This window comes from Nocardiopsis sp. TSRI0078 (assembly GCF_001905145.1).
GTDB lineage: Bacteria > Actinomycetota > Actinomycetes > Streptosporangiales > Streptosporangiaceae > Nocardiopsis.
On the sequence record NZ_LWLB01000009.1, the window covers coordinates 62423 to 80263 of the forward strand.

Annotated in this window: 17 protein-coding genes, 1 tRNA gene and 1 pseudogene; 13 read left to right on the forward strand and 6 right to left on the reverse strand. The window is 69.7% G+C overall.

From position 1 onward, the window contains the following. The 6 genes and pseudogenes from A6A08_RS09560 to A6A08_RS09585 form a co-directional block, all read left to right on the forward strand. Window positions 1–1517: pseudouridine synthase (locus tag A6A08_RS09560; protein ID WP_083609023.1), on the forward strand; the 1517-nt coding region annotated here is incomplete at its 5' end. Window positions 1518–1609: 92 nt separating this feature from the next. Next, window positions 1610–1972 carry a chorismate mutase gene (gene aroH, locus A6A08_RS09565; RefSeq protein WP_073702220.1) on the forward strand — a complete coding sequence of 121 codons (363 nt, stop codon included), beginning with the start codon at window positions 1610–1612 and terminating at the stop codon, window positions 1970–1972. Between the two features lie 70 nt (window positions 1973–2042). Next, complete coding sequence (locus tag A6A08_RS09570) at window positions 2043–3203, forward strand: prephenate dehydrogenase (RefSeq protein ID WP_073702190.1); 1161 nt, start codon at window positions 2043–2045, stop codon at window positions 3201–3203. Window positions 3204–3346: 143 nt separating this feature from the next. Further along, complete coding sequence (gene cmk, locus A6A08_RS09575; RefSeq protein WP_073702191.1) at window positions 3347–4042, forward strand: (d)CMP kinase; 696 nt, start codon at window positions 3347–3349, stop codon at window positions 4040–4042. A gap of 187 nt (window positions 4043–4229) precedes the next feature. Beyond that, window positions 4230–5678: pseudogene (der, locus tag A6A08_RS09580) on the forward strand (ribosome biogenesis GTPase Der); the annotation flags it as partial. Between the two features lie 459 nt (window positions 5679–6137). Next, entirely contained in the window at window positions 6138–6635 is a 498-nt protein-coding gene (locus A6A08_RS09585) for a DUF523 domain-containing protein (RefSeq protein WP_073702193.1), read from the forward strand. A 41-nt stretch (window positions 6636–6676) separates the two neighbouring features. Here A6A08_RS09585 and A6A08_RS09590 read toward each other — a convergent pair whose 3' ends face one another. Next, complete coding sequence (locus A6A08_RS09590; protein WP_073702194.1) at window positions 6677–7216, reverse strand: dihydrofolate reductase family protein; 540 nt, start codon at window positions 7214–7216, stop codon at window positions 6677–6679. Then, window positions 7213–8145, reverse strand: a complete 933-nt coding sequence (locus tag A6A08_RS09595; protein WP_073702195.1) for a helix-turn-helix domain-containing protein — start codon at window positions 8143–8145, stop codon at window positions 7213–7215. The genes A6A08_RS09590 and A6A08_RS09595 overlap by 4 nt, the downstream gene beginning before the upstream one ends. Before the next feature lie 249 nt (window positions 8146–8394). Here A6A08_RS09595 and A6A08_RS09600 point away from each other — a divergent pair. Next, window positions 8395–8468, forward strand: a tRNA-Pro gene (locus A6A08_RS09600). 99 nt (window positions 8469–8567) lie between these two features. On the opposite strand, the gene A6A08_RS09605 is transcribed toward A6A08_RS09600, so the two are convergent. Further along, on the reverse strand, window positions 8568–9365 hold the full coding sequence (locus A6A08_RS09605; RefSeq protein ID WP_143181729.1) for a site-specific integrase: 798 nt from the start codon (window positions 9363–9365) through the stop codon (window positions 8568–8570). A gap of 419 nt (window positions 9366–9784) precedes the next feature. Continuing rightward, a complete protein-coding gene (locus A6A08_RS09610; protein WP_073702197.1) occupies window positions 9785–9973 on the reverse strand; it encodes an excisionase family DNA-binding protein in 189 nt (62 codons plus the stop codon). A gap of 429 nt (window positions 9974–10402) precedes the next feature. Between A6A08_RS09610 and A6A08_RS09615 the strand changes: the two genes are divergently transcribed. Both A6A08_RS09615 and A6A08_RS09620 read left to right on the forward strand, forming a co-directional pair. Beyond that, the gene (locus A6A08_RS09615; protein ID WP_073702221.1) at window positions 10403–11149 is read left to right on the forward strand and encodes a DUF2637 domain-containing protein; all 747 of its coding nucleotides are present in this window, start codon (window positions 10403–10405) and stop codon (window positions 11147–11149) included. Window positions 11150–11301: 152 nt separating this feature from the next. Beyond that, a complete protein-coding gene (locus A6A08_RS09620) occupies window positions 11302–12483 on the forward strand; it encodes a helix-turn-helix domain-containing protein (RefSeq protein WP_158069272.1) in 1182 nt (393 codons plus the stop codon). A 657-nt stretch (window positions 12484–13140) separates the two neighbouring features. Here the strand turns inward: A6A08_RS09620 and A6A08_RS27525 are convergent. Further along, the gene (locus A6A08_RS27525; protein WP_143181732.1) at window positions 13141–13320 is read right to left on the reverse strand and encodes a hypothetical protein; all 180 of its coding nucleotides are present in this window, start codon (window positions 13318–13320) and stop codon (window positions 13141–13143) included. Between the two features lie 184 nt (window positions 13321–13504). On the opposite strand from A6A08_RS27525, the gene A6A08_RS09625 reads away from it, so the two are divergent. Continuing rightward, on the forward strand, window positions 13505–14575 hold the full coding sequence (locus A6A08_RS09625) for a serine hydrolase domain-containing protein (protein WP_242422259.1): 1071 nt from the start codon (window positions 13505–13507) through the stop codon (window positions 14573–14575). 148 nt (window positions 14576–14723) lie between these two features. Here A6A08_RS09625 and A6A08_RS09630 read toward each other — a convergent pair whose 3' ends face one another. Then, entirely contained in the window at window positions 14724–14957 is a 234-nt protein-coding gene (locus tag A6A08_RS09630) for a hypothetical protein (protein WP_073702200.1), read from the reverse strand. A gap of 186 nt (window positions 14958–15143) precedes the next feature. On the opposite strand from A6A08_RS09630, the gene A6A08_RS09635 reads away from it, so the two are divergent. From A6A08_RS09635 to A6A08_RS09645, 3 genes are all read left to right on the forward strand, one after another. After that, a complete protein-coding gene (locus tag A6A08_RS09635) occupies window positions 15144–15560 on the forward strand; it encodes a hypothetical protein (RefSeq protein WP_143181733.1) in 417 nt (138 codons plus the stop codon). Window positions 15561–15823: 263 nt separating this feature from the next. Then, a complete protein-coding gene (locus A6A08_RS09640; protein WP_073702202.1) occupies window positions 15824–16831 on the forward strand; it encodes a C40 family peptidase in 1008 nt (335 codons plus the stop codon). A 303-nt stretch (window positions 16832–17134) separates the two neighbouring features. Beyond that, on the forward strand, window positions 17135–17785 hold the full coding sequence (locus A6A08_RS09645) for a DUF305 domain-containing protein (protein ID WP_073702203.1): 651 nt from the start codon (window positions 17135–17137) through the stop codon (window positions 17783–17785). The last annotated feature ends 56 nt before the right edge of the window (window positions 17786–17841 follow it).

Here is a 17841-nt window from a genome sequence, read left to right on the forward strand (position 1 = left end):
GCCGTGGGGGTTTCCGGGGTGACCGGGACGACCGCGGTGGCAGGGACTTCCGTGGCGGGGACCGTGACGGCCGGGGCGGGCGTGACTTCCGCGACCGCGACGGCCGGGGCGGGCGTGACTTCCGCGACCGCGACGACCGCCGTCCCCACGGTGACCGCGAGGGCCGCGGCGGTCGGGACGGTCGGCACGGCGAGGGCCGCTCCTTCGGCGGCGACCGCGGTGGTTTCCGCGGTGGCCGGGACGACCGGGGCCGTGGTGACCGCCGTTCCTTCGGGGGCGGACGCGACGACCGCCGTCCCCATGGTGACCGCGACGGCCGTGAGGGCCGTGACTTCCGTGGTTCGGGTGAGCGTTCCCAGGGCCGTGGCCGTGACGACCAGCGTGGTGGCGGCCGTTACGAGCGCGGCGGGCGCGGTCCGGGCGGTGGCCGCGACGACCGCGGCGGCTTCAGAGGAGGCCGGGACGACCGCGACCGCCAGAGCTTCCGCGGCGGGCGCGACGACCGTGACCGCGGTGGTTTCCGGGGCGACCGGGACGAGCGCGGCGGGCGCCACCTCCGTGGCGCGGACCGGGACCAGCGCGGCGGCCGCGACCGCGACGACCGCCGCTCCCCCGAGGGCGAGCGCGCCGGCCGTTCCGGGAACCGGGGCGGCGCGCCGGCGGGCGGCTTCAAGAACGAGAGCCAGCTCTCCAAGGCGGCCCGCGAGCGCCTCAAGGCACTGCGCGCCGACTACGACCCCAAGGACGAGGACCGCGCCACCGGCGAGGACCGCGACACCTACACCGACGTCAAGGGCGGCATCCGCCTCCAGAAGGCGCTCGCCGCGGCCGGTGTCGCCAGCCGCCGCGCCAGCGAGGAGATGATCGCCGCCGGACGCGTCAGCGTGGACGGCCAGGTCGTGCGCCGCTTCGGCGCCCGGGTCGATCCGGAGACCTCCGAGATCCGCGTCGACGACATGCGCGTGGTCACCGCCCCGGACAAGCTGTACTTCGCCCTCAACAAGCCGCGCGGCGTCGTCAGCACCATGTGGGACCCCGAGGGCCGCCCCACCCTGGCCGACTACACAGGCCAGACCGAGGAGCGGATCTTCCACGTGGGCCGGCTGGACACCGAGACCGAGGGCCTCATCCTGCTGACCAACGACGGCGAACTGGCCAACCGGCTCACCCACCCGCGCTACAAGGTCGTCAAGACCTACATCGCCAAGGTGCCCGGCCCGGTCCCGCACCGGGTCGTGCGCGAGGTCCAAAAGGGCGTTGAGCTGGAGGACGGCCCGGTCGAGGTCGACTCCTTCCGCGTGGTCGAGAACGAGCCGCCCAAGGCGCTCGTCGAGATCCGGCTGCACGAGGGCCGCAAGCACATCGTGCGCCGCCTGATGGAGGCCGTCGGCCACCCGGTCGCCGACCTCGCCCGCACCCAGGTCGGTCCGATCGACCTCAACACCCTCAAACTGGGCACGATGCGGGCGCTGACCTCCCGTGAGGTGAGCGAGCTCTACGAGGCCGCGGGCCTGTAGATACAGTTGACGGCGGCCGTCCCTCCGGGTGGCGGCCGCCGTTCCCCTTGCGGGGGGACGGCCAGGTGAACGACGACAAGGCGGGATCGAACGTGGCGGTACGGGCCATCCGCGGTGCGGTGCAGGTCGACGCGGACGAACGGGATCAGGTGCTGGAGGCCACGGCCGAGCTGGTCTCGGAGGTGATGCGGCGCAACGCGCTGGAGGCCGACGACGTGATCAGCGTGCTGTTCACCGCCACCCCCGACCTGAGGAGCGAGTTCCCCGCGCTGGCCGCGCGCAAGCTCGGCTTCACCGACGTTCCGCTGATGTGCGCGACCGAGATCGCCGTCCCGCACGCCCTGCCGCGCGTGGTGCGGCTCATGGCGCACGTGGAGACGGACCGGCCGCGCTCGGACCTGCAGCACGTCTACCTGCGCGGGGCCCAGGCCCTGCGGTTGGACATCGCACAGTAGTAGGAGGGGCACGGGGCCCGGCCGGACCGTAGGCTGTGGGCACGGGAACACGTCGGAGGCGAAGAGGGCAGTGGGCAACACCAGCAGCGGTCGGCGGACCGGAGAGCAGCGGCCCGGGGTGCGCCGGGTGGTGGTGGTCGGGACCGGGCTCATCGGGACCTCGGTGGCGCTCGCCCTGCGCTCCCGCGACGTCGACGTCGTCCTCTCCGACCCCGACAGCGCCTCTCTCCGCCTGGCCTGCGACCTGGGCGCCGGACGTCCTCTGGAGGAGTCCGCCGACCCCTCCCCGTCGGTCCCCGCGGACGTCGCGGTCATCGCGGCGCCGCCCGCCGTCATCCCCTCCGTCCTGCGCCGCGCGCAGGACCGGGGGCTGGCCCACGTGTACACGGACGTGGCCAGCGTGAAGGCGAGCGTGCTGGCGGAGGCCGAGCGGATGGGCTGCGACATGGCCACGTTCGTCCCCGGGCACCCGATGGGCGGACGGGAGAAGCAGGGGCCCGGCGCCGCCCGCGCCGACCTGTTCCTGGGCCGTTCGTGGGCGCTGTGCCCCACCGGTAAGGCCGACCCGCAGGCCGTCGCGGCGGTCGCCGAGATCGCCCGCCTGTGCGGCGCGGACCCGACGGTGCTGGACGCCGGGGCGCACGACCGCGCGGTGGCGCTGGTCTCGCACGCCCCGCACGTGGCCTCCTCGGCGGTGGCGGCCCGCCTGGTCTCCGGTGACGGAACGGCGCTGACCCTGGCGGGGCAGGGCGTGCGCGACGTCACCCGGGTGGCGGGCGGCGACCCCGCCATGTGGGCCGAGATCCTCACGCACAACGCCGCCCCCGTCGCGGAGGTGCTGCACGAGATGGCCGCCGACCTGGCCGCGACCGCCGACGCCCTGCGTGCGGCGGCCGGGCGGGAGGCCGACCCCTCCGCGGAGATCCTGGCGCCGGTACGCGACCTGCTGGAGCGCGGGCGGTCCGGACACGGCCGCATCCCCGGCAAGCACGGCACCGTCCACAGGCCCGACTACACGGTGATCCCGGTGGTCATCCCCGACGAGCCCGGCACGCTGGGCCGCCTGTTCGCCGCCGCGGCGGAGGCCGGGGTCAACATCGAGGACGTGCGCATCGAGCACACCCCCGGCCTGCCGCTGGGCGTGGCGCAGCTGTACCTCCTGCCCGACGCCGTGGACACGCTCTCGCGCGCACTGGCCGCCGACGGCTGGTCGGTGCACCCCGGGGTGTGACCGCCCCGGTGCGGGGCCGCGTGCCGGTGCGGTACGCGGTGCGCGCGCCCACGCCGGGTCCGGGCCGTACGGTCCCCCGCACGCCCGCGTCACCGGTAGGGTTGGGCGTCGGCAACAGTGGAAGCAAGCGGGAGTCAACGGCAGTGAGCGCGCAGGACAGCACCGAGGGCATCGTCATCGCGATCGACGGTCCCTCCGGGTCGGGCAAGTCGAGCACCTCCCGGGGTGTGGCCAGGCTGCGGAACCTGCGCTACCTCGACACCGGCGCCATGTACCGGGCGCTCACCTGGTGGATGCTCTCCAACGGCGTGAACGTCAACGACGAGGAGGCCGTGGCCGCCCTCGTCGAGCGCCCCGTCATCGTCATGGGCACCGACCCGAGCGCCCCCACGGTGACCGTGGACGGCCGCGACGTGGCCGCCGAGATCCGTGAGAAGGACGTCACCGCCAACGTCAGCGCGGTCTCGGCCGTGCCCCGCGCGCGTGAGCGCATGGTGCGCTCCCAGCGCGAGATCATCGCCAGGGCCAAGGCCGAGTGCGCGGGCATCGTGGTGGAGGGCCGCGACATCACCACCGTCGTCGCCCCCGACGCCCCGCTCAAGCTGTTCCTGACCGCCAGTGCCGAGGCGCGCGCCCAGCGCCGCAGCAGGGAGGTCCGCACCAGCGACGTCGCAGCCACCCAGGCCGCCCTGGCCCGGCGCGACGAGCTGGACTCCAGCCGGGCGCACTCGCCGCTCAGGCAGACCGCCGACGCCACCGAGCTCGACACCACCGGGATGACCCTGGACGAGGTCATCGCCCTGGTCTCCAAGCTGGCCGACGAGGCCCGCGACCGGTAACACCGGCCACACCGGCCGACAACACCCCCTTTCGGGGAACACACGGACATCCACGGGGGTTCTTTCCCCGTGGCCAGTACACGGGCGCCGTCGGCGCCCGTCGTCGGCGCGCGTCCCGGGACCACCGGGGCGGGTCGACTCCACGCATCCTCGCGGCACGCATCCTGGGCGCGCGAGGACGAAGAACCGGGAGCAGTACATGAGTGACTTCGACATCCTCGACGTCGGCCATGAGGGCGCCGACGCCGCCGAGCCCGCGGCCCTCCCCGTGGTGGCCGTGGTCGGCCGCCCCAACGTGGGCAAGTCCAGCCTGGTCAACCGCATCATCGGCCGCCGTGAGGCCGTGGTGGAGGACGTGCCGGGCGTGACCCGTGACCGGGTCGCCTACGACGCCGAGTGGCAGAACACCAGGTTCACCCTGGTGGACACCGGCGGCTGGGAGACCAGTGTCAGCGGACTGGCCGCCATGGTCGCGCGGCAGGCCGAGTACGCCGCGCAGACCGCCGACGTCATCCTGTTCGTGGTGGACGCGACGGTCGGCGTGACCGACGCCGACGCCGCCGTCACCCGTGTGCTGCGCTCGACCAAGCGCCCCGTGGTGCTGGCCGCCAACAAGGTCGACGGCAGCATGCAGGAGGCCGACGCGCTCGACCTGTGGCAGCTGGGTGTGGGCGAGCCGTACCCGATCAGCGCCCTGCACGGCCGGGGCACCGGCGACCTGCTGGACGCGCTCGTGGCGGAGTTCCCCGAGCAGCCCGTCGGGGAGGACGACGACGAGGGCGAGGACGGCCCGCCCCGCATCGCGCTGCTGGGCCGCCCCAACGTGGGCAAGTCCAGCCTGCTCAACCGCCTGGCCGACGAGGACCGGGTGGTCGTGGACTCGGTGGCGGGCACGACCCGTGACGCGGTGGACGAACTGGTCGAACTGGGTGGCCGTACCTGGAAGTTCATCGACACCGCCGGTATCCGCCGCCGGTTCCGTGCGCTGCAGGGGGCCGACTACTACGCCACCATGCGCACCGGGACCGCCCTGGAGCGGGCCGAGGTCGCCGTGGTGCTGATGGACGTCAGCGAGCCCCTCGCCGAGCAGGACATCCGGATCGTCGAGCAGGTCCTGGAGGCCGGCCGCGGCCTGGTCCTGGCCTTCAACAAGTGGGACATCCTGGACGAGGAGCGCCGGGTCTACCTGGAGAAGGAGATCGACCGCCAGCTGTCGCGGGTCTCCTGGGCCCCGCGCGTGAACGTCTCGGCCAGGACCGGGCGCCACATGGAGAAGCTGGTCCCGGCGATCGAGACCAGCCTGAACGGGTGGAACCAGCGCGTTCCGACCGGGCAGCTCAACAACTGGCTCAAGGAGCTGGTGGCCGCGACCCCGCCGCCGGTGCGCGGCGGCAAGCAGCCCAAGATCCTGTTCGCGACGCAGGCGGGTGCGCGTCCGCCGCACTTCGTCCTGTTCACCACCGGGTTCCTGGAGGAGAACTACCGCCGCTTCATCGAGCGGCGCCTGCGGGAGGACTTCGGCTTCGAGGGCTCCCCGGTGCACATCAGCATGCGCATCCGTGAGAAGAAGGCCGGTACTCCGGGCCGCGCCTCCAAGGGCAGCATGCGTCCCGACCGCAAGCACCGCCGCCGCTAGGTGCGCTGTTCGGTGGACACACCCTGTCGCGTGACGGGCGGCATCCACCGAACACGCCCCAGGCAGCGCCTCTTTGAAGGGGGTGCCTCCCGTGAGGCACCCCCTTCGCCGTGTCCGCGCCGGCTCAGGACCCCGGGTGAGGGTGGCGCACGCTGCTCCGGGGCGGGGAGCCGGCCGACGGATCGTTCCTCCCCGGCGCGGCAGGCGTCCTGCGGCGCCGGGGCACTGATCCGGGAGGGGAGTGGCGGGGCGCCGGGCAGCGGCCGGTGTGCGCTCTCCCGCATCCGCCACACCACCAGGCCCACCACACCCGCGATCATCATCAGCCATGCCGGTGAGTGCAGGTTCCCCACGGACCGCGCGGGCGACTCGGCGATGCAGGTGGTGGCGCCGCCGTACTCACCGCCCACCGCCCGTGCCGCCGCCCGGTAGCGTGGGGACCGGGCGAGAGGGGGAGTCATGCGCAAGGTCCTGGTCAGCGCCTGCCTCATGGGCCGCAGGGTGCGTTACGACGGGCGTGCCAAGACCGTCGAGGACGACGTGGTCGCCCGCTGGCGCGAGGAGGGCCGCCTCGTGGTGCACTGCCCGGAGGTCGCGGGCGGGCTGCCGGTGCCCCGTCCGCCCGCCGAGATCGAGCCCGGCGCCACCGCCGCCGAGGTGCTCGCGGGACGCGCGCGCATCCTCACCCCCGACGGGCGGGACGTGACCGGCCACTTCGTGGACGGCGCCCGCGCGGCACTGGCCACCGCACGGGCGCACGGCGCGGGCGTGGCCGTGCTCAAGGAGTCGAGCCCGTCCTGCGGGGTCCACCAGGTCTACGACGGCACCTTCACCGGACGCAGGGACCCGGGCGAGGGCGTCACCGCGCGGCTGCTCCGGGAGCACGGCGTCGCCGTCTTCGGCGAGGACGAGATCGCGCGGGCCGCCGAGCACCTGCGCGGGCTGGAACACGCCTGAGGGGCGCCCCGGGACCCGGCCGTCCCGGCGGCGCCCCCGGTTCAGGACCGGACGACCTCGTACCGTGCGCAGGCGAAGTCACCGGCGCGCCGCACGTCCAGCACCCTCAGGTCCACGCGGCCGGCCAGCAGCGGAGCTCCCGCGCCCAGGGTGACCGGGGCGATCGACACGACCACCTCGTCGAGCAGCCCGAGCCGGGCCAGGTCCGCGGCGATCCCGCCGCCGCCGACCAGCCACACGTCGCGCCCGCCGGCCGCCTCGACCACCTCCGCGTGCAGGTCGCGCAGTTCCTGGTCGGTGTCCGCGCCGGCGAAGCGGAGGTCGCCCTCGACCTTGGGCAGATCCCGGTGGGTGAGTACCCACGTGGGGACGCCGTAGGGCCAGGGCTTGTCCCCCTCGTGGCGCAGGATCCACTCGTAGGTGCTCGCGCCGCACAGGATCGCGCCCGCGTTCCGGATGAAGCTCTCGGTCTCCTCCAGGGCCTCGCCCCCGTCGGCGGCGAAGAGCCATTCCAGGGAGTGGTCCTCGGTGGCGATGAAGCCGTCCAGGCTCGTCGCGGTGTTGTAGACCGTCCTGCTCACTGTGTACCTCCGTCGTGGTGTCGGTCCTGCAGCCATGCGATGGGATCCCCGTGGTCCACCTCCAGGCCCGCCGCGCGCAGCATGTGGCGGACGAGCTGCCTGCGGTGCGCGGAGTAGGTCAGTACGTGTGCGACGACGCTGCCGAGGACGAAGCTCTCGGGCGGGTCGCACAGGGCGTCGATCAGCCGGTCGCCCCAGGCGCCGCGGCGTCCGATGTCGTCCACCGTGGCGATCCAGCGCGCGCCGACGCGGGTGTGCCGTTCGAGCAGGCCCGCGGTGTCGTCCGGGCCCGGTTCGGGGAGGTCGGCTCCGTCGATCGAGGCGAGCCACACCTCCTTGGCCCGGACCAGGTGTTCGAGCACGGCGCGGACCGACTCCTCGGGCCCGTCCCACTCCAGGACGGTCTGCCCGGGTGCCCGCACCCGCCGGTAGGCCTCCTCGGAGAGCCCCCCGGCCATGCGGATCAGGTGTGCGGTGTCGTCCACGTCGTGGTGGATCTGGAGGGCGATCAGGTCCGTTCCGGCTCGTTGCCTCGGTCTCTCCTCGACCCACAGGTGGATCGGCGGGTGGAAGTGGATGCCGTTGGGCGCGGGCAGCCAGGTGCCGCTGCCCGGCGTGGTGGAGCCGGGCGGGCGCCCGAAGGCGCGTCCGAAGGCGCGGATGAACCCCTCGACCGACTCGTATCCGGCGGCGAAGGCGGCGTCGGTGACGCTGCTTCCCTGGCTGATCTGCCAGGCCGCGCGCTCCAGGAGCACCCTGCGGCGCAGCGCGACCGGGGATTCCCCGGTGTCGCGGGTCAGCCTGCGGGTGAAGTGGAACGGCGAGGCGAAGGCGTGGTCCGCCATGTCGGTGAGGCGGGTGTTCTCCTCGTCCAGGACCGCGTCGAGCAGTTCGCGCAGGCGGTCCCGTCCCGGGGTGGGCTCGGTCATGCGACCAGTATGTTCGCGCGGGGGAGGCGGGCGCCTGACCGATCTTGCCCACCCGGGGGGAGTGGCGGGCGCCCGTACCGCGTCGGCGGAGCGGCCTTTCCGGAAAGGCCGTGCGCCGCGCCGCCCGGAGGGTTCCGGGAGGCCGTCCGGGCCGCTGGTTCCGGGCACGGAAGCCGTGGTGCGGGAGGCCCCGCGAATGCGGTAGAGTCTTCCCGTCGGCGGCGCCGGAGACGGCGCCCGCGCGGCGAACGGGACGTAGCGCAGTTTGGCAGCGCACTTGACTGGGGGTCAAGGGGTCGTGGGTTCAAATCCCGCCGTCCCGACAGAGGAATAGCAGGTCAGCGAGGGGTCCACTATCAGGTGGACCTCTTTCTGCGTTCCAGGTGGGGTAGAAGTGGGGTTGAACCGGGGCATGTGGGCCGTTAGCCCACGTCGTTGAGGATGTCGTCCATGGCCTTGGCCGCGGAGCGGCGCACCGGCCTCAGCTGGTGGCGGTAGACGCGTTCGGTGGTGTCGGTGCCGTCGTGTCCCACGAGCAGTGAGATCTCCTCGATGCTCACGCCGTGGTCCGACAGCAGCGACACGAACGTGTGCCGCAACTCGCGCGCGGTCCAGTCCTTGTCGTTGAGTCCTGCCTTTCCGATGATCCTTCTCAGGTCCCGCAGGACGTTGTGGCGGTCTAGTGGTGTCCCGTTGCCGGTGCAGAACACCAGGCGGTGGTCCTGCCACAGTCCGGCCGCCGCGAGGCGTTCACGGGCTTGCATCACCCGGTGGGCGTTGACCGCCGTGACCGCGATGGTCGGCAGCTCCAAGGACCTGCGTGACCGACGGGTCTTGGTGTCCCCGTCGCCGCGTACCGACGTCCACACGTGGATCGTGGGAACCTCGCCCGCGGTGTCGATCTGGTCCCAGGTCAGGGACCGGAGCTCCTCGGTCCGCGCCCCGGTGACGATGGACAGCACCAGGTAGGCGTACCACCTGCTGCCCTCGGCCGCGCGGAGCACCGCCACGGCCTGGTCCAACGTCATGGACTTGGACGCACGCCCGGGCCGGTCGCCCTTGAGCCTGCCCCGCTGGTCCAAACGGACCAGTTCAGCGACGTTGCGGGCGACCATCTCCTGGACCTGTGCGTACCGGATGGCGCGCTCCAGCAGGTTGAGCACCAGCCGCAGCGTCCGCGACGACAGGTGTTTCTTCCTGCCCCGCAACCAGGTGAGCACATCGGCCACCCGCAGTTCGGCCAGCAGGTACCGGCCCAGGTAGGGGGTGATGTGGGTATTGGCGAGCTGTGTGTAGTTGTCCCGGGTGCCGGGGCCAGGTCCGCGATCTGGTCCCGCAGGAACTCCGCCATGCAGTCGGCGACGGTGTAGTAGGCAGGGGAGCTGACTCCCTGATCTACATTGTCAAGGACGTCCAACAGCTTGTCGTAGAGGGCGTTCTTGTTCTTACTGCTGACCTTCTTGACCTGAAAGCGACCGGTGTGCGGATCCTGCCGGAGGCGGATCTCCGCCCGCCAGAGCTTCTTGATGCGGTCGAAGTAGACCGAGACGTCAGGCCGGTCGGCCAGGGACGCCCTGGTAGGCTTGCGTGACTTTCTGGGCACCACTCCTCGTCTTTCCCGGGAACGGTCCCGTACAGCTTAGGCCGACGCCTGACCCTCTACGAGGCTGTTGATGTAGGTTTCCAGCGTTGAGCGAGGGATGAGCCTGCGACGCCCCACACGGACAGAGGTGAGCTGGCCGGCGGCGATGAGCTTCTTGACGGTGGTGCGCCCGAGACTGAGCGCTTGTGCTGCCTCTTCAACCGAGTACGCGAGCTTCTCGTCCAACTCGTGCTGTCCTTCCTCGTGATCATTGCTCTCATCTACTGGTTGCGATCATTGGGGCAGCTTTGGCTCATGCAGCAGCAGAGTCGTGCTGGGTAAATGCGTACGTAGAGTGGGAGCATGTGCGCCTTCTCGAGAAGAGCGCCTGGGTTCCTGAGGGGCACCAAGGCAGGCGGGTGCTGGGCATTGGCCTCTGTGATCCCTACCGTGTCAAGGTAGTTCCGGCTTCGCAGCGACCTGTGCCGATGAGCATTCGCCCAGGTCCGAGGGTTCCGTTGAGGGATCTTCACGGCGGTTGGGAGCCGTTGGGAGAGGTTCGCGTCTCCCAAAAATCCCCCAGTGCGGGGTGGGAGACGCCCGTCTCCCACCCCGTCCGGTAGGGCGCTTTCGGCCCCGTGAAGATTCCTCGGTCACCAGGAAAGGGTGATCGGGATGGAGTCCTCCCGCTGGTCACGATGGGTCACCATCGCGGCTGTTCTGCTGCTCGCGGGTATCGCCGCGGTGGTGTCCTACTCGCACATGTACGAACTCGCGCTGCGCCACGGTGAGCCGGAGTGGCGCGCGGCCCTGTTCCCGCTGTCGGTGGACGGGATGATCGTCGGCGCGTCGATGACTCTGCTGAGCGATGCCCGCCACGGCCGCAAGGGCGGTGTTCTGCCCTGGACGCTGCTGATCGTCGGCTCCGGTGCGTCCCTGGCCGCCAACGTCGCGGTGGCCGATCCCACCATGTGGTCACGGATCATCCACGCCTGGCCGAGCTTCGCGCTCATCGGTGCGTACGAGCTGCTCATGCGCGAGTTCCGCACAACCGCCAAGAGCGTACGCACCGCGTCCGCAGTCCATGAGCAGGCACCGGAGAAGACACGGGAAGCTCAGGACACCGTGGCAGGAGAGGCGACGCGTACTACTGATCTCCAGGTCTTGCGCAACACGGACGAACAGTCCGCTGGGGCACCAACCCTGTCCCCGTTTCAGGAACGAGCTTGGAGCTGGGCACTGGAGCAGCAGCAGGAGACAGGAGTGCTGCCGAGTGGCAGAGAGATCGCGGCGCACTTCGGCCGGAAGGAGCGCTGGGGGAGGCTGGTCAAGCAGCGAGGCCAAGGAGAGGGAAGTTCGAGCTTGTCCATGGCATACATGGAACGAAGGCAGGACCTCACGCACACGGAGATTCCATCGTAAAGACGTGTCCTGTGTCGTTGAGTGCCTCTAGTGTCTGGTCTATGACGGTTTCGTGGTCGCCGATCCATCGGCTTACAGGTGAGCCCTTCGGCCCTCTTACGTGGACTATGGTTCAGGAGTTGGTAGTCCAACGCATCGCAGAGACCAGCGACATGGACTACAAGCGGATTCTCCCTGACAAAGGTGACAAGGCATCTGAGGAGTTCGCTAAGGATGTTGCGGCCATGGCGAACAGCGGTGGAGGTGTCCTCGTCTTTGGTGTGGCTGAGCACCGAGGCACTGGCGAGGCGGAAAAGATTACCCCGGTCAGTGTCAACGAGCATCAGCAGCGGCGTCTGCGCCAGTTGGCAGCCTCTCGTGTACATCCCATGGTCACAAACCTACAGTTCGTTCCGCTGACTGAGACGAGTGATCCTTCACAAGGAGTGCTTGTGATGGTGGTTCCTGCTAGTTCTGACGCTCCGCATACCATTGGCCAGCAGGGCCGTCTAGGTATACCGTACCGAGATGGCCCGGAGACGCGCTGGATGAGCGAGGCCCAACTCGAGCGTGCTTATCGTGAACGCTTCACCCGAACAGACAGCCACAGGAATCGGCTCATCTCTGCGGAGAGGCAATTACGCGATCGAATCGATCTCGATGTGTCAGCGTGGATGACGGCGGTGATGATCCCGCAGGTTCCTCTTCCTGCTGTGCAACCTTCTCTCAAGCGGGCAGAGGTGTCACCACTGATCGAGGCCAGCATCCAGCGCAGCAGTGAGATTCTTCCCGTTGCTGATACTCATCGCTATACGTTGCTGAGCGAACTAAGGAACGCCGCGTTGAACCCAGGGGTGGGCTTGCGCAGATGGGTAGTTGAAATGCTCCCGCATGGAGAGGGCCTCGGTAATAAGACTGGCTGGGCATGTGTGGAGCTGTGCCATGACGGTGCGGTGACTTTCGCGGCGGCCTGCGATCCGGAGAAGCTCCTTCCGTGCGAAGGTAAGCATGCGGTCTCTACCGCCATGGTGGAGTCATTCGTAGCGGATGTGGTGGCATTGGCTGAGACCACAGTGCGACAACGCTCCATTCAGGCACCTCTGCTGCTGCGCGTCGACCTGCTTCGCGGTGATGAGAAACCACTCGTAGCTGTGGCTACACGTCGTTTCAGCAGAGGCCTTCAGGCGGGGGAAATGCGTCCTGTCGCTGGTTCGCGAACCCTGAGTGATTTCATTCCGATCGAGACGGAGCTTCCGGTTCTCGCCGATGTCGATTCGCTTAAGACGATCAGCAGAGACCTAGTCCTCGATGTGCTTCATCAGTTCCGTGTGAGTGAGCTCCGTCTGTTTTCGTAGGGTTGCAGGACAAGGGCTGTCTGCAAAACAGGGGAGTCAGGTGTCCTGTCGTTGGAGAGACCGATCCGGACATGATCCCCTGCGTCTACGGCTCCCGTTGCCCGGCCCTCTGATCCAGCCGTCAGGCAACTACCTTCGTGAGGAGGCCCATGCCTTCGTCCGCCATTTCGGCCTGGGTTCGACAAGCCCCTCACTAACGCCTGAACCAGACCGCGCCGAGTGACCGGTCTGTTCTCACCCGCTGCCCACCTACCTGTCAAAGGTGCCGTCTGGCCCACCTGTCTCGTTCTGGCGGGTGGTGTTGGCCCACTCACGCAGCCAGTACGCGTTGGGTGAACCTGCCGTGGGCGTGGGCGGAGACCATGCCAGCCTTGCGCAGAATGCATGACTGATGGCGGACCACCGGGCGCCGGTTTTTTCAACCAGGTGGTAGGTGCGCATCTGCTCGGTGGAGAAGCAGGTGCACGATCCGGGCCCGCGGGGACCCGGACAGCTTCACCGCGCACGCCGCAGTCAATTCCGTCTCTGGCGTTGCGCTCGACGTGGAACGGTTTTCCCCGGAGGGTCTCGGGGAGTCGGAGAACCAGGACGCCCGGCCGTCGAGATCCTGAGAAGTGGCGACTGTTCCCCTGGCGGATCGGGTCGTCAACTCGACGCCTATGCGCGTTGCTGGTTTGCGCCTTGTGGACAGTGGGCGAAGAGCGCGATACGCAGACTCAGGCACAGCCCCAGCACCTGCCGGAGCAGTACCACCTCCGCCGAGCCCGGACCGCCGCACACGGTGGAGCAGGGGCGGTTCGAGCGGCCCAGGCCGAGTTCCCTCACGAAAGTGATCATTCCTGGATACTACCCCCTGGGGGTAGGGGGTATATAAGTGGTTCTGTGGGCTGGCGTCCGGGCCCTTCACGCTGGTGTGGCACGGCAACCCGGTGGTGGCCCGGTCCGAACCCGTTGTTGAACGAGAAGTGAAGAGGGGAACGCTGTGTGGGTCGAGGGTTACGCAGAGGATGAGTTCGACCATGTGCGTGAGGTTTTCCAGGACCTGGTGGACGAGGGCCTGGAAACGGGAGCCGGCCTGTCGGTCTGGCGCGGGGGCCGCGAGGTCGTCCGACTGAGCGGCGGATGGGCCGACGCCGGGCGCCTCCGGCCCTGGAGCGGCGACACGCTGGTCCAGCCCTACTCCCTGTCGAAGGCCTTCGCCGCGCTCGCGGCGCTGGTGGCCGTTCGCGACGGCGCACTGGGGCTGGACGAGCCGATCGCGGCGTATTGGAAGGAGTACGGAGGTCAGGGAAAGGAGCGCACCACCCTGCGCCACGTGCTCACCCACCAGGCGGGCCAGCCCCGTTTCCCCGCCTCCGCCGCGGACCTGGACCCGCTCGACGACGCTGGGCTGCGCGCGAGCCTGGCGTCCGCGGCACCCGAGTACGAGCCGGGCACTTGTATGGGAGAGCACGCGCTCACCTACGGGCACCTGATCGACGGCGTCCTGCGCGCTGGTGCGGGCACCTCGTTGGAGGAGGTGTTCAACGGGGTCGTGCGGCCCGCGCTGGAGCTCGACGCGTGGTTCGGCGTGCCAGAGCGCGAACTGCCCCGCGTCGCCGATCTGGAGTACGCGGCCCCCGGGTGGGCCGAGAATCTTCCCGCGGCGCCGTGGCTGGCGGTCCCCGACGGTGTGCTGGACGTGGGACTGGCGAATTCCCGCGCATGGCGCCAGGCGGTCTTCGGCGGGGTCAACCTGCACGTGACCGCCAGCAGCGCCGCCGGGTTCTTCTCCCGCCTCACCGATGAGGACGGACCTCTGGGCGTGCTGCTGGGACCGCGGCTGCACGCCGAGTACGTCGCGCCCCAGGTCACCGGCCACGACACTGTTTTCGGGACCGGTCTCACCTGGACGCTGGGAACGCTGCGTGACGACGTCAAGATCGCCAAGGGCGGTATCGGCGGTTCGGTCGCGTGGTGGTCACGCAGACACGGCCACGCCTGCGCCTACCTGACCCGCCGTCTGGACGACCACTCCCGCGCGGCGCGGATCGCGGCGGCCCTGGGGGACGATCTCACGATCTCGGAGGCGGAACCGGAGGGAGGGCGGTAGCCCCGGGTGCGCGCGCAGGCGTGCCGACGCTGCGAGCAGGCGTGCCGTGAGCTGATCGACTCCCCGTGGCCCGACGGGTCCTGAAACAGCCGCGCTGGGGCCCTGGGCCAGGAGACCCGGGGCACCAGCGCTGACGGACGGACTGTCGTCACCCGGCGTACTCCTCCGGCGAGGCGTCCCACAGAGCCCCGCAGGAGTCGCAGCACAGGTAGTAGAGCTGGCCGCCGTACTCCCGGACGAGGCCGTTCTCCTCGGCCTCGGTCTTGACGACCATGGTGCCCCGCATGACGGGGCACTCCGCGACCTCGGTCGGATCGAGAGCGGTGTGGTCGGCGGCTGGTTCGTGGCTGTGGCCGTGGTGCGGCTTGCCGGAGGGTTCCATGCTCGTCTTCCTTCGCGGAATCGGTGACGGGTACTTCGTCGGACGGGTGCGTCCCGTCTTGGGTAAATACCCCTAGGGGGTATCTTGGATGTGATCATAGGCCTCTTGGAGGCGCGGTGCAAGGGGTGCCCCCCGTTGTCACCGTGGTGGGTGCGACAGCTTGACTGTTTGGGTAATCTCGCATTCGTGCCCACCGCCGTCCCGAAAGCAGCGCCGCGTCTCTGGACCAGAGTCGTGCTCGTCGTGCTGCTCGCGCTCGGCGTGGTGGCCCTCTCCCTGTGCCACACCGACGCGGTTCCCCACGGAAGGACCGTTGCCTCGGTGGCCGCCTCCGGCCACGGCGGTGAGGAGACGGCCTCCTCGGCCTCCTCCGCCGCGCACGATCATGAGGAGCACTGCGACGAGGCCGGATCCGTGCTGGTCGACCAGCGCACCGGATCGCTCTCGGCCTCCGTCCTGCTGGGGATGGGCGTCTTCGCCTTCGTCGGCCTGCCGGTCCCCGCGCCGACCTCGCGCCCTCTTCCGCGGTCAGCGCGACGGCGCCGAACCCTCCCCCTCGGCGGTACCAGGGCCCTCGTGTCCCTGTGCGTTCGCCGCGTGTAGAACGCCCGGCCCACCTCCACCGGCGCGCACGCGTGTGCCCTCTCAGCGCACACGTTCGTGAGACGGTCAGCCGCACCGGCTGATCCGGTCCTGCCTGAACCCCGCAGCTGGTTCGGCGACCGCTTGTCGCGCCCTTTTCCACCACCCTCGCGTGCGGCGTCCGCGCCCCGTGCCGCTGGCACCCGCGCGCTTCACGGGTGACCCCTCAGTACACACTTCCCCCGGCCATGCCCCGAGGCGTGGCCTCTGACGACGAGGTCCGTATGAAGAACGAGCACCGTACGAGTGCCGCAAGCCGGATGTTCACCACCGCGGCCTTCGTGGCCGTTGGCGGTCTGCTGCTGCCCACCGCCGTGGCGCACGCGGAGCCCGAACCCACCAAGGAGGAGGTCGAGGAACGGGTCGAGGAACTGCTCCAGGAGTCCAGCACGCTCGTCCAGGAGTACAACGAGGCCCAGGAGCAGTACGACGCTGCCGAGACGCAGGTCGAGGACCTCGACGAGCAGATCGGGTCCGAGGAGGAGCGCTTCGAGGAGCTGCGCACGAAGGTCGCCGAGCTGGCGAACACCAGCTACCAGTCCAACGACCCCGAATCAGTGGCCACGGCGCTGTTCGTCGACGACCCGTCCGAGATCTTCGAGCAGTCCGCCGACCTGTCCTACCTCTCGGAGTCGCGCCGAAGAGAGCTGGAGGCCTTCGCCGAGAGCGACGCGCGCCTGATCGCCCTCAAAGACGAGGCGGACAAGGCCTACGACGAGGCGGCCGAGCAGCTGGAGGAACTCGAGGAACGCAAGGAGGAGGTGGAGACCACCCTCGCCGAGCAGGAGGAGCTCCTCGCGACCTTCGACGGGGAGAACCCCACAGCAGCGGGGGAGTCCGCGACGGGCGCGGCGCCCACCTACACCGGATCAGCCTCGGGCAACGCGCGTGCGGCGATCGACTTCGCCTACAGCAAGATCGGCACGCCCTACCAGTGGGGAGGGACCGGGCCCAACGGCTATGACTGCTCGGGCCTCACACAGGCGTCCTGGGCCGCCGCAGGAGTGGGCATCCCCCGAACCACCTACACCCAGTACGACATGCCCAACGCCGTGGCCTGGGAGGACATCCAACCCGGCGACATCCTCTTCTTCTTCCCCGACCTCGGGCACAACGGCCTCTACGTCGGGAACGGAATGATGGTGCACGCCCCCAGCAGCGGCAAGACCATCTCCGAGGTGCGGCTCGCCGACTACTGGGCCCAGCACTTCGTCGGAGCCCGACGCCCCTGACCGCCGCCGGAGCCCGTGCTCGGGGACGGTTTCGGTGAGGTACACGAGCCGTCCCCCTGACGACCCCACCCGTGGTACGGACGATCGGTGGCGTGCTCGGTCCCCGTATCCGTTCCGCGTGTCGTCTCGGGCATCAGTGCTTTCGGTCGCGTCCTCGCCGATGCTGTGTATCCAGACGCGTTCGCGCACGTCAGACCAGTTCGCAGGACCCCACGGTGCCTGTGCCCAACGCGCTCGCACAGAACGTGGCGCCTGTTCGAAGCGCCACGAAGCGAAGCAACACGACAGAGAGATTGACCGACCATGACCGTACTCAAGCGTGTGTTCATGCCCGCCGCGACCGTCTTCGCCACCATCGCGCTCCTGACCGCCTGCGGTGGAACGGAGGAGGAACCAGCTGCTCCGGCCTCGGAGCCCTCCGCAGAGGAGAGCGCGGAGTTCAACGAGGCGGACGTCACCTTCGCCCGGATGATGATCCCCCACCACGAACAGGCCGTCACCATGGCGGAGCTGGCCCAGGGACGGGCCGGGGAGGAGGTGCGGGCGCTGGCCGAGGAGATCCAGGCAGCGCAGGGGCCGGAGATCGACCAGCTCAACGCCCTCCTCGAGTCGTGGGCTCAGGAGCCCGCGCAGGACATGGAGGGCATGGACCACGACGGTATGACCGGCATGATGTCCGAGGAGCAGATGGCGGAACTGGAGGCGGCCGAGGGCGAGGAGTTCGACACCATGTTCCTCCAGATGATGATCGAGCACCACGAGGGCGCCGTCGAGACGGCCCAGACCGAACTCGACGAGGGCACCAACCCCGAGGTGCGTGAGCTGGCTCAGCAGGTCATCGACGCCCAGCGCGCCGAGATCGAGCAGATGAACGAGATGCTCGGGGCTGAGGGCCAGGACAGTGGAGACGACGACGGGGTGTCCCCCTCGGAGGAGGACCATGGCGGGCGCTGACCGGCACCTGCTCCATGGTGGACGACGTCGGCTGAGAGCCGGGTACGGAGTGGTGA

Bases quoted from the DNA above. Each gene is read 5' to 3' on its own strand.
- A6A08_RS09585 (WP_073702193.1), top strand. From the start codon at position 6,138: ATGCGCAAGGTCCTGGTCAGCGCCTGCCTCATGGGCCGCAGGGTGCGT.
- A6A08_RS09595 (WP_073702195.1), bottom strand. From the start codon at position 8,145: ATGACCGAGCCCACCCCGGGACGGGACCGCCTGCGCGAACTGCTCGAC.
- A6A08_RS09615 (WP_073702221.1), top strand. From the start codon at position 10,403: ATGGAGTCCTCCCGCTGGTCACGATGGGTCACCATCGCGGCTGTTCTG.
- A6A08_RS09620 (WP_158069272.1), top strand. From the start codon at position 11,302: ATGGACTACAAGCGGATTCTCCCTGACAAAGGTGACAAGGCATCTGAG.
- A6A08_RS27525 (WP_143181732.1), bottom strand. From the start codon at position 13,320: ATGATCACTTTCGTGAGGGAACTCGGCCTGGGCCGCTCGAACCGCCCC.
- A6A08_RS09630 (WP_073702200.1), bottom strand. From the start codon at position 14,957: ATGGAACCCTCCGGCAAGCCGCACCACGGCCACAGCCACGAACCAGCC.
- A6A08_RS09640 (WP_073702202.1), top strand. From the start codon at position 15,824: ATGAAGAACGAGCACCGTACGAGTGCCGCAAGCCGGATGTTCACCACC.
- A6A08_RS09645 (WP_073702203.1), top strand. From the start codon at position 17,135: ATGACCGTACTCAAGCGTGTGTTCATGCCCGCCGCGACCGTCTTCGCC.